Source organism: Streptococcus sp. 2154, assembly GCF_013277255.1.
Lineage (GTDB): Bacteria > Bacillota > Bacilli > Lactobacillales > Streptococcaceae > Streptococcus > Streptococcus pseudopneumoniae.
The window spans coordinates 14,859-27,131 of sequence record NZ_VMMK01000058.1 but is presented as its reverse complement, the minus strand read 5'-3'; the positions used below and the strand labels follow the sequence as shown (position 1 = coordinate 27,131).

Annotated in this window: 7 protein-coding genes and 1 pseudogene; all 8 read right to left on the bottom strand. The window is 37.1% G+C overall.

Features of this window, described 5'->3' with window-relative positions:
* Positions 1–192 (bottom strand): IS630 transposase-related protein (locus HT693_RS09740; RefSeq protein ID WP_172925140.1); only part of this gene is annotated, 192 nt, incomplete at its 3' end.
* Between the two features lie 209 nt (positions 193–401).
* Positions 402–5,195: a S8 family serine peptidase gene (locus HT693_RS09735; protein ID WP_000502031.1), complete on the bottom strand. Its 4,794-nt coding sequence runs from the start codon at positions 5,193–5,195 to the stop codon at positions 402–404.
* Between the two features lie 469 nt (positions 5,196–5,664).
* Positions 5,665–5,874: pseudogene (locus HT693_RS09730) on the bottom strand (transposase domain-containing protein); the annotation flags it as partial.
* Between the two features lie 191 nt (positions 5,875–6,065).
* Positions 6,066–7,793 carry a septation ring formation regulator EzrA gene (gene ezrA, locus HT693_RS09725; RefSeq protein WP_000064834.1) on the bottom strand — a complete coding sequence of 576 codons (1,728 nt, stop codon included), beginning with the start codon at positions 7,791–7,793 and terminating at the stop codon, positions 6,066–6,068.
* Between the two features lie 81 nt (positions 7,794–7,874).
* Entirely contained in the window at positions 7,875–9,821 is a 1,947-nt protein-coding gene (gene gyrB / locus HT693_RS09720; protein WP_050208456.1) for a DNA topoisomerase (ATP-hydrolyzing) subunit B, read from the bottom strand.
* A 14-nt stretch (positions 9,822–9,835) separates the two neighbouring features.
* Positions 9,836–10,399 carry an HAD family hydrolase gene (locus HT693_RS09715; RefSeq protein ID WP_031222428.1) on the bottom strand — a complete coding sequence of 188 codons (564 nt, stop codon included), beginning with the start codon at positions 10,397–10,399 and terminating at the stop codon, positions 9,836–9,838.
* Positions 10,400–10,483: 84 nt separating this feature from the next.
* Complete coding sequence (locus tag HT693_RS09710) at positions 10,484–11,038, bottom strand: DJ-1 family glyoxalase III (RefSeq protein ID WP_023938224.1); 555 nt, start codon at positions 11,036–11,038, stop codon at positions 10,484–10,486.
* Between the two features lie 10 nt (positions 11,039–11,048).
* Positions 11,049–12,272, bottom strand: coding sequence for an FtsW/RodA/SpoVE family cell cycle protein (locus HT693_RS09705; protein ID WP_050208451.1), 1,224 nt, complete (start codon positions 12,270–12,272; stop codon positions 11,049–11,051).
* Position 12,273 lies beyond the last annotated feature (1 nt).

The window sequence follows — 12,273 nt, the reverse complement described above, 5'->3', positions numbered from 1 at the left end:
TTCCTCTAAAGGAATCTTTCGGTTTTTGACGACTCGCTTTTTCCTCTCTAAGTGTCCTTGTTCACGTAAGTTCTTTTCCCACATGAAGAGAGTTCTGACGCCAACATCAAAAACCTTGGCTGCCTCGACATGGCTGTGCCCCTCTTTGATGGAATCTAATGCTCGCTGTTTAAAATCTGTACTATATGCCATAGCTTTATTATAACATGCTTGTTTGAAACTAAGCAACTATACTATAATTTGAATCCTTTTGCTCACGATACTACTATAGAAATCAAGCATGAGTAAAACCAGTGGAACTTACCCTGACACGGAATTCCACTGGTTTTTATGATTTTTCTCAGACTAACTTCCAATTCTACTAGCGGTGGAACTTACTTTGGGAATTTAGCTTGTATTCTCTACTCACTTTTTGAAAAAGTTACAAGTCCAATAACTGACAACAAGAGAGAAATTCCAGAAATACTTAGCATAATAGAAATCATGTTATTCTCACCAGTGGCTGGTAACTGTTTTCCTTCTTTGATGACTGTAGCTAAAAGCACTTGTTGATCACTTCCAGCTAGTGTTTTATTCTCATGCTTAGCTTCTATATTGGAATGATGTATTGTAATTGATGTAGCTTTCTCAATTTTATCATTGCTAATTGAAGGCTTAATAGTTGAGACTTGTCTATTTTGACTTACTAATTTAACAGGTTGCACTTGAGAAACTGGCTTGATCGTTACAACTGGTTTAGCTGGAATAACTGGATTAACTGGTGCAACTGCTTTAGTTGGATCAACCGGCTTAACTGGTACAACTGGTTTGGTTGGGATCTCTACTTTATTAGCCTTAAGTTTTACAACCGTTTCTTTTAGAGCTTTGATTACTTCATTAATTTCTTCTTGACTAGCTTCTGCATTTTCCAAAAGTAGCTTAGCTTTGTTGAAAATAAGATGATATGCATCTTTCTCCTCTTTGCTAGCTGTCAAAAATCTTGGATCTTTTTCTTGGAACTTCACTTCATCCTCGATAACATTCTTTAGGCTCATAAAATCTGTTTCTTTCCCATTCAGCTGGTCTTGAGCTTGCAAGAAAGTGGTCAACAGACGGTCAATTTCATCTTGAGTTATCAAATCTTTTGTAATTAATAATGCCAAGAGTTTAAATTCACGATCATATTGACCTTTGCGTTCTTGATCAGAATTTATATATTTACCTTTTTTAACTGTCTCAGCATATGCTTTAATGGCATTCTTCAATGATGTGATATCAGATTCCTTACCATCCAATGTTTGCATAGCAGACTCTAAAGCCTTAACAATTTGGTCAATTTTATCTTGGTTAAGTTTACTTCCTAATGCTAGTTGCGCATCTTTGACACTTTGCTCAAACATCTCTTTTAAATTCTGTTTTGTATTATAATATCTTGGAGTTTTAACTACTTCCATTTGTTTATTTAAAGCTGCAATCAGAGCTAACTTAGAAACAACTGAAAGTGACAAAACATTATTTTTACCAAACAGAACTTTAAATGGTTGAAGATTATCAAGTAATTCATAACCGTTTGACAGATTTACAAGAACTTTATATTCACCAGTAACCACTTTCTTACCATAAGAATGTTTACCATATGTTTCAGCTGGCAAGACTTGACTCTGACCGTCTTCACCTACTAAAGTAATCATTGTAGTTCCAGGAACAGCTTGATTAAAGCCAACTGTTACTGGGGCATATTTCATTTTGTTAGCCAAGAAGGTAATAGTTTGAAAACTATTTTCTTTCGTTAAATCAAATTCCTTAGATAGAGCACTCACAAATTTCAACTCTGTACGATCATAGCTAAAAATTTCTGCAACATAATGCCCAAATTTCAAGAAATTAATATCTTTTGACTTATCAACGGTTACATATTGACCTTCGCTATTTTTAATGCGATAAACATAAGTTGTATCAATCTCATCATTGGTTTTATTGTTTAGTATAGCAATTTTTACACGACCACTATTTTCTTCACCTACAAGATCTTTGAGAGATATAAAATCTACATTTCCCGCAAAGTCTTCCACATAATAGAAGATTTTCGATTTATCAATGTTCTTAGGAAGTGTATAACTACCATCTTCATTTTGTTTGATAATCTGATACTGTTCGATTTCTGAATCTGCCGCCTCTCTATTTTCAGAAGGACGAATATAAAAGACTTTTTCTAGAAGAATTCCGCCATTTCCGACATCCTGAGGTTTACGAGCTATAAATTGTTCTTGATTTTTTTGAGAACGAATATATCCCGAAGTAATCAGAGGTTTTTGTGTATCGATTTGAATTTTAAATATTGTGTATTGTTCTTCAGCTCCAGGGACATCTGGCTTATAACTAATAACATAGTCATAAATTCCATCAGAGACTCGATTTCCATTAGAATCCTGTCCTCCCCAAGCTGTTTTATCTACAATGTAACTTCTTGGATTTCTAGTATCGCCATCAAAATAATTTTTCACAAGGTCTGTTGGACGACTTTGCCAAATAGGCTGACTGTGTGTTGTATCCGAAGAATCATAAACAGTTGCACGAAGATTTACCAAGTTTCTATAGACAAGAGTTTTAAATTGAACAGAATCTTTATTACCATCATCGTTCGGCGAGATAGCAAGGCGAACATTACCCTTTTCATCTAATTGAAGATGGTATTTTCCTTCATCATCTTGTTTCACTCCGAGTACAGTCACTCGATTTCCTTGACGCTCTGCTTTTAAAACATTTACATCATTTTCAGAACTTGTTAAATAAGTTACATCGTCTGAAGGTGAAATTCCTGGATTATCTTTATCAATTTCAGAGTAAAATCCACTGTTTCCTTCCTTAATCAATTGATAAATTGGTTTTTCAATTGCAGGTAGATTTTGGAATTCTCCCTTAAATCCCATAAATGGTAAACCAATAACAGAACCATCATCTGCAGGATTGACAAATCTAACAAATCCTTCTAGAAAATAACCATTTGGCATTATTTTGCTAAGTTCTTCAGTAAACTTACTTGTATCTACACTAACTGTTACTGTCTTCGTACTATGAGCTTTCACAGTTACTTCGGGCCAAACTGTTTCAGTTAGTTTTCGTGGACGGAGAGTGAATTTTCCTTCTTCAACTTCGTCCGTATTTGTATTTACAATCATCTTCAATGTTCGGTCTTTATCCGAAATATTATGAATTGTAACTTCAAAGGTAAATTTATCACCAACATTACCAAGAGTAACACTTGGATAATTATTTGCACCTGTTACAAATAGATCTGTGCTTGTTGCCGCCATCGTGTCAACTACGCCAGCACCTTGGTGACGTGGAGAAGTATAGGCTCCAGTTTGTTTATTAAAATGTGGTTTTGCAGTAGACATAATTAAAGCTTTTACAATCTCTGAAATTTGACTAGCTGATAATTCAGGATGTTTCTTTGCTAAATATTCTTTGACTAATGCTGCGACACCAGCTACATGAGGGGCCGCCATACTTGTTCCACTTATACTTCCATAACTATTGTCGTTAAATGATGAATAGATATTTCCACCAGGTGCAGTAACATCTGGTTTCAATTGTCCATCTGTTGTAACTCCCCAACTTGAAAAATCTGACAATTGGTCTGCAACATCTGATTTACGATTATCCATCTTGTGATTAAAGACAATTTTATACTGACCAGACTTAAGAATTTCACCATAATATTTTGAAATAAAGACAGATGGGATTTTCTTAGCATCACCTGTAACAGACATACTAACATTTGCACCTTCAACGTTGTTATAAATTAAAACTCCAGCTGCACCGTGTTGAAGAGCATTTTTAATCTTATCAGAGAAATGGATTTTACCACGTTGAATCAGTGCTAACTTACCTCTTACATCAATATTAGCAAAATCTTCTTCACGACCAATACCCGTTGCTACATATTCGTATTCTTTCCCTTTTTCAAAATCTTTTTCTGTTTCAGGTCTATTAAAATCAAACTTACCATAATCAAGGGTAGCGTCATTTTCTAAACCTTTTACTTCAAAGACTTCAGTAGTTAGAATTTTATTATTAATCGAAGCAACAGAAATTGAATCTTCTACTGTAGAGGGATTTCCGACGAGACCATAATCAGGATTTTCTGCTAATGGTTGTGAAAAACCTCTACCGAAAGTATTGCTATTACCAGCAGCAATAACAACAGATACTCCTTTAGTGCGTGCTCTTTTTACTGCTTCAATAATATCTGAACCCGCATCTACAGTTGAACCCGCACCTGCACCCAAACTCATATTGATCACATCCGCACCTAACGCAACTGCGTCATCAACGGCTTTTACATAGAGGGCAGAGGCTGTAGTTTTATCTCTATCTGAAAAAACTCTCATAAACATAATTTGAGCTTCTGGCGCCACCCCATAAACCTTCTCAGAATTCGGGGCTTTATTAATTGGATTTCCAGCTACAATACCAGTAACGTGCATTCCATGAGACTCTTTTTCAGCCTCTTTTATATTATCAGTTCCATCAAAGTAATCATAAGCATATACTACCTTGTCACTGTACCATTTTCCATAGTCAATACCGGCAGCTTTTTTAGCTTTTTCGATATCATCCTGATTTTTAAATTTCGCCTTTGACGGATCAGAAATACGCAGAACTTCATGATTCAAATCAAGGCCTGAATCTATAACAGCGACTACAGTTCCTTGCCCTTTGTGTCCTGCTTCCCATGTTTTAGGGACAGTAATCATTTCATTACTGGAGATACTATTTGGCTTTTCTTTATGTCCACTTTGAGATAACGACTGTGATTGTGAACTTTCGGAAGAAGAACTTCTTTCTACTGCTGATTCTTCCTTCTTCTCTTCACTTTTTATAGCAGTCTTTTCTTTCTGTGTGATTACATTCTTGTCTGACTTATTATCTCTATATTCTATAGAATCATCTTGTTTTACTGACGCTGTCGCTTCTGTTTTTTCCTTTGAAGAAGAATCTAGAGCATTCTTGTCAGCCGTGACTGACGGTGCGAGCTTATTTGAATCATCTAATTTATTAATTATTACTGCATGTGTAACTTGATTGGATGTTTCAAATTTCCCCTCAGCAGCACTAACCTGTACTAAAGCAAATCTGCATGCAAAGACCGATAGCAGAAAAATCGTTGCTATTTGGTACTTTTTATGACAAAAATCTTTGCAGTCTCCCATAAAATCACTCCTTTTTATTTAAATTAAAAGTATTATATCCTAAATTATCTGAAAATTCTATCAAAAACTTATTTTGTAACAAAATTGTAATATTAATCACTCTTCTCATGTAATTTAAACATAAAGAAATTTAATCTCGATTAATACAAGACTAAATTTCTTTATTAAATAATTACTTTCCATTCAATTACTCATTAAGCAAAAACCTTACTAATCACGGTCATAGAATAGTTCATGTGCTTTTATAGTAGATTGAAACTAGAATAGTACACCTCTACTTCTAAAACATTGTTAGAAATCGATTTGACTGTCCTGATCGATTTGTCCTATTCTTATTTCATTTTACTATAATCGTGAATTAAGCATTTCAGGAACTGTGACAAACGTAACCGTACAATAACGAAGTCTATTGAAAAATCTCCAGATTAGTGAACTTAGCGATAGTTCCTAATCTGGAGATTTCTTATTTTCACCTTTCTTGTACAACTTTAGTCCATGGTAAATAAGCCTCTAAAACCTCTTTGTTTACGAGAGTTTCCTCGTTTGGAAGACATTCTAGAAGATAGGATAGATATTTCTCGCTATGTAATTGATGACGTTTAGCTGTTTCCAACAAGCTCATAATAATAGCTCTTGCTTTAGCTCCTTCAAAACTTTGAGAAAACAACCACCCTCGCTTTTTAAAATTTAGATTAGGCTAAAAGAGTCCACTGGACTCTTTTACTCCGTCCCATTTTAGCGTGACTACCACGCTTTGTTCTATCTTTCTTCATATTTAAATAATATCAAAACCAAGCATTAATTTCAATGATAAATAAGTAAACTCATGGCTTTTGAGTAAAGAAAAAAGCTTAGAATGAACTAAGCTTTTTAAAAACGAATCGTTTCACGTGTTTTCTCATATGAGGTAACAAAGCGATTGGTTACACCAGGCTCTGCCACTTCCAATGCTTGAGAAATCTTGTCAAATGAAGCGTGATAATCAAATTCTTTTTCAAAAATATCTAAAGCTTCGTTAAATGCTTCTTGAATGCGTTCATCAAATGAGCGATAGCGGTTAGAATATTGCAAGAGTTGCTCTGTTAAGGTTGCATATTGTACAATATTATAAGTTTCCATTTCTAAAGCTTCCATATCATTCGTTGCAATTTCAAGAACTCGGGTAACAGATTCAATGTTAATCATTTTCTGTTCTAACTCAACCATTAAATCCTCGGTATTATTGCTTGCCGTAAAGAATAATTTCAAGAAAGTTTGTGGAATACCTGGCAGATTGCGTTTTTCCATGTATCGCTTGATAGTATGGAGACGATTGACATAAACATTGGACTTTTGACGTGCATTGATATCATCTTTCTCAATTTGTGTCAGGCGCTCACTAACTGAAATTTGCTCATCTTCAATATCTTTTAGTTGAGTTTGTAAATCCTCAAGATTTTCTTCAAGAACTGAATAAGCTTGGGTTGGTTCTTCTTGATTTGAAGTTACCTCAACAATAGCTGCCTCAAAACTCTCTAATTCTGTCTGAATACGACGAACATGGCTTGCAGCTGTCTCAGGAAGTAAATAGGTCTTGTTCAAACGTGCAATATCTTCTCCCAATAAAGTATTATTCTCTTTCATATGTTGAAGGTAAGTTGGAAGAGTTGCAAGTAGATTCTCCACTACTTTCTGAGCAGCAATTTCTCGAGTAAAAATATCATACAAAGCATTGATTTCCTCTTGTGCCTGTCCATTCTCATATTCGGCATTATCCAATTCCAACTGGCGAATATTCTCTTGGTTTTTCTTGAATGCTTCATAAAGCAAGTGGAAACGTGCTTCAATATCCGTTTCAACAAAATGATAATTAGCATCAATTAGTTTACGATAACCGGCTTCCAAATCCTGTAATTGATCTGGCAATTCTGTAGAAAGCGTCGTAACCAAGGCTGGAACACGATCCACAATATGACTTAAGGCCAAAATGTGATTTTCTGTATTATCCAAAATCACTGCGGCTTCCACAGGGTCACCCGATGAATTCAAGGTTACAAATTGTGAAAATTCAGATTGGATATTTTCTAATTGTTTTTCAATTTCATCCAAGGCTTGACCATACTGTTCTGAATTTTCAGCAACTCTATGCTGAAGTTCCTCAAATAAATCCAAAGCATGAAGAACACGACCACTATTTTTAGATTCTTGCTTCTCTAAGTCTGCCAAAGCATTGCGAATTTCAGCAATATCTTCTTCAATCAAAGTAATTTGACTCTCAATTTGGTCAATTTGATGACTGGCCTTGAGAAAACGAAATGAATGGTTATAGCCTTCTGCTTCAAAGAGATTATTTTCAATATCGGCAAAAGAGTTGAGAGATAAATCGACCCATTTTTGATTCCATTCACGGAAAGCCACTTGACTTTGTCCAATCAAGTGCATATTTTTTACAGCTTCTACTTCATCATTTACTGGAAGATTGTATAGTTCTTCTTTTCTTTCTTCTAGCGCCTCTAATCTCCCCTCGTTTCGCTTACGTAGAAAGATTGCCACTACATAAGCCAGAACTAAAATGACTGCAATTGCAACCATTAAATAAATTAGTTGTCCATTAGACATATCAAACTCCTTTTTTACTTGAAACAATCGTAACGATTATATCATATTTTTTAGACCAAGGGAACTACTTCTCCCTATTTTTTAGACATCAAGTGTACTATAGACAGCATTTTCTTCGATAAACTCACGACGAGGCTCTACTCGATCCCCCATCAACATATCAAAGATTTTATCTGCTTCTGCAGCATCATCTACAGAAACTCTAGCCATCAAGCGATGTTCGGGATCCATGGTTGTTTCCCACAGCTGATGATCGTCCATTTCACCTAGCCCCTTATAACGCTGAATAGTCGGTTTGGTACGACCTTCACTATAACGGGCTAAAGCTTCTTGGAGTTTGATTTCTTGATCTGCACCCGGCTGGATATATTCTTTAATCTCGCTTCCAACCTTGACACCATAGATTGGTGGTTGGGCAATATAAACATAACCAGCTTCTAGGATTGGTTTCATATAACGATAAATCAAGGTTAAAAGAAGGGTACGAATATGGGCTCCATCGACATCGGCATCGGTCATCAAAACGAGTTTTTGGTAACGGGCTTTCGAAACATCAAATTCTGCGCCAAATCCTGTTCCCATGGCTGTGAAAAGACTACGAATTTCTTCGTTAGCTAGAATCTTATCCATACTTGCTTTTTCAACGTTCAAAATCTTACCGCGAATTGGAAGGATAGCCTGAAACTCACGGTTACGACCAGATTTGGCTGATCCACCAGCTGAGTCTCCTTCGACGATGAAGAGTTCTGTTTCAGCAGGATTGTTAGAAGAACAGTCTGCTAGTTTCCCTGGAAGGTTGGAAATTTCCAAACCAGATTTTTTACGAGTGACTTCACGCGCACGCTTGGCAGCCACACGAGCCTTGGCAGCCAAAATCCCTTTTTCCACGATACGCTTGGCAATCTGTGGATTTTCCATGAGGAAATCGGAGAAGGCTTCACTGAAGAGGCGATTGGTAATCTTGACCACTTCGCTATTTCCCAATTTGGTCTTGGTTTGTCCTTCAAACTGTGGATTTGGGTGTTTAACTGAGATAACTGCAGTTAATCCTTCGCGGACATCTTCCCCAGTTAAATTATCTTCATTGTCTTTCAGTAACTTATTCTTACGAGCATAATCGTTGATAACACGTGTCAAGGCTGTACGGAAACCTTGTTCATGCGTTCCACCTTCATGGGTATGAATATTATTGGCGAAACTCATGACATTTTCATGGTAACCAGTTGTGTACTGCATGGCTACCTCAACTGTGATATCATCCATCTCACCGTCTGTATAGATTGGTGTATCAAAGATTACATCCTTGTTCTCGTTGATATATTCAACGTAACTAGCAATCCCACCTTCATAATGATAATGCTTGGTTTGTTCCAAACCTTCACGCTTATCTGTAATTGAAATTTGAAGACCGCGATTTAGAAAGGCCAACTCTTGAATCCGTTTATTTAATTTATCAAAATCAAAGATTGTTGTTTCAGTGAAGATTTTTGGGTCCGGTGTGAAGTGAACAGTTGTTCCTGTTTTATCCGTATCTCCAACTATTTCAAGATCTGCGACAACATGACCACGACGGTATTCTTGGTAATGAATCTTACCATTTTTGTGAACATGAACGTCTAATTGAGTTGAAAGGGCATTAACAACTGACGACCCCACGCCGTGAAGACCACCTGAAACCTTGTATCCGCCACCGCCAAATTTTCCTCCAGCGTGAAGGACAGTAAAGACAGTCTCAACGGCAGGTCGACCTGTTTTTTCCTGAATATCGACTGGAATACCACGCCCATTATCCACAACAGTAATCGAATCATCTGGCTCAATAAAAACTTGAATATGGCTGGCAAATCCTGCCAAGGCCTCGTCAATTGAGTTATCAACAATTTCCCAGACTAGATGGTGAAGACCTTCTTTTGAGGTTGATCCAATGTACATCCCTGGACGCATACGAACAGCCTCTAAGCCCTCTAAAACTTGAATTTGACTGGCATCATAATCCTGTGCCTGCAGATTTTTGATTTCTTCTGTCATCTTATTCCTTTTTCTTACATGTCTAATACTTGTCTTAAATTCACGATACTGGTAAACAAGTGGGTATCAAGTCCTGCAGCTTGACCTGCTTCGATATCAATCGGTCGATCACCAATGACAAGACCTGAGCTAATCTGATACTTTTTTCTTAAATAAAGCACGGACTCGGGATTTGGCTTTCTCTTAAAGCCTGAGCTAGAAGTCACCACTTCTGTAAAATAAGCTGCTATAGAGGTTTTTTCTAAAATTTCCAAAACCTGATTATTTCGATGAGAGACCAAAAAATGACGGCCACCTTGATTTGAAATGTCTTCCAATAGGTCAAAAACTCCTTCAAATAAAATCGGGTGTTCAAGCTCTCTGGCTTCATTTTCCTTGTACTTTTCTAAAAAATTCTCTAAATTGGGAGCGAATGTCTCAATCGCCAAATCAGTAGAAACCTTTAAAGCTTGATAGACACTGTCATGGTCTTGTATAATGCCATACAGTGCCAATGTTTCAACAAATGCAGCTGTTGAAATTTCATAATTATCCAGTAAAGTTCCACCTAAATCCCAGATATAATCGTGATATTTCATACCCTTCATTATAGCATTTTTTTATGAAAAAAGCGATGATTTCCCTGATTTTTCCACATAAAAAACGAGAGAATAACTCCCGTTTTACTGATTTTTACCAAAGACATCTCGATAGAGCATTCCTGTTCGTAAAGTCTCTGCGTCTCCTCCTAGTTGCTCTACCAACTCGTAGGCAAAGGCAAGGGCTGTCGAGGGACCTCGACTGGTTGTCAAGTGACCATCTACCACTACTGTTTCCTTGACGTAGTGACCATCAAGGATTTGCTCTTGAACACCATCATAACAAGTGTACTGCTTGTTTTTCAATACCCCTGCTTGATTGAGGGCAATTGGTGCCGCACAAATGGCTGCTAGTTTCTTCCCTTCTTGCTCGAATCTTTGCAACTCTTGAATCAAGGCCTGATTATCGCGCAAATGTGCAGAACCAGGCATACCGCCAGGAAGAACAATCATGTCATAGTCTGATAAATCTCCATCAAAGACATGATTTGCTCTTACTTGGATTGCATGCGAACCCGTTACTTGCTTTTCAAAACCAACCATATCACAAGTAATATTTGAACGACGCAAGACATCTACAACTGTCAAAGCTTCAATTTCTTCAAAGCCCTGAGCTAACATAACTGCTACTTTTACCATGATTTTCTCCTTATTTGATTTGTTTTAATACAAGCTTTTTCCGCTTGAATGGGACTTTTCCGCTCTTTTCTTCAGCTAGATTTGTCTGGTAACTCATCGATAAAAGCAAACCAACACCAATCAGATTACTGATAATAGCCGATCCCCCTTGCGAAATGAAAGGCAGTGGAATCCCGGTCAAAGGAAGCAAGCCCGTTACAGCACCGATATTTTCAAAAATGTGGAAGAGCAACATCATAATCAAACCAGTGGAAATATAGGTGTAGAACTGGTTATTTGATTTGAGAGTAATCTTCAACATACGGTAAATCAACATGAGGTAAAGGACAATAACCAGGACAGAGCCAATAAAGCCAAAATCTTCTGCAATGACCGTGAAAATCATATCTGACTCACGAACTGGAATAAGCAGATTTGAAGTATTAAAACCTTGGCCAAATAAACCACCGCTCCCAATGGCAATCTGCCCTTGAGCCTGCTGGTAAGTCGTTGTTTGGGCAAACTCAAAGGGATTGAGCCAAGCCAAAATCCGATTGATTTGGTAGGTCGGCATTCCAATCTGGTGAAGAAAAGCTCGTCCGTCCTTGCTAATAAAGATGGCTAAGAAACCAGCAACTCCTGTTACAGCAGTCACAAATACTGGGATAATAATTTTCCAAGAAACCCCTGATAATAAAACGATTCCTGAGAAAATGGCTACAAAAACCAAAGCCGTCCCTAAGTCACTTTGAAGTGCTAAAAGAACTAGGACTGGAATAGTAAAGAGAATCATCCAAAAAATTAACAAAAAGTCCAGCGGAACCGTGCGTCTCCATTCCTTATGTTTTTTGGTAAACTGGACAATGACACGAGCCAACATGAGGATATAGGATATCTTCATAAATTCTGACGGCTGGAACAAGGTAACACCATTTACCGATACCCAGTTTTTGGCACCCGTTGATGCAACTAGGCTTGGATTATAAAAGACAATTGGCAAGACCATGAGTCCCAAGCCTAAAATATACAGAAAGGGGGTTACTTTCCAAAGAAATTCTGTATTAAAGAGCATGACCACAAAACCAATCACAAGCCCCAAGGCAATCCAGGCGACCTGCTGCCCTAAAATGGGCAGAATATTGTTTGGATAATCATGACTAACAGCTATATAGATAGCCACCACGCCAATAACCAGTAGAAAAAATACTGGCAATAGCAAACTATAATCGACTCTTGAGTCGAGAGAACGTTTCATA

Coding starts and splice junctions, on each gene's coding strand:
- HT693_RS09735 (WP_000502031.1), bottom strand. CDS start 5,195: ATGGGAGACTGCAAAGATTTTTGTCATAAAAAGTACCAAATAGCAACG.
- ezrA (WP_000064834.1), bottom strand. CDS start 7,793: ATGTCTAATGGACAACTAATTTATTTAATGGTTGCAATTGCAGTCATT.
- gyrB (WP_050208456.1), bottom strand. CDS start 9,821: ATGACAGAAGAAATCAAAAATCTGCAGGCACAGGATTATGATGCCAGT.
- HT693_RS09715 (WP_031222428.1), bottom strand. CDS start 10,399: ATGAAATATCACGATTATATCTGGGATTTAGGTGGAACTTTACTGGAT.
- HT693_RS09710 (WP_023938224.1), bottom strand. CDS start 11,038: ATGGTAAAAGTAGCAGTTATGTTAGCTCAGGGCTTTGAAGAAATTGAA.
- HT693_RS09705 (WP_050208451.1), bottom strand. CDS start 12,272: ATGAAACGTTCTCTCGACTCAAGAGTCGATTATAGTTTGCTATTGCCA.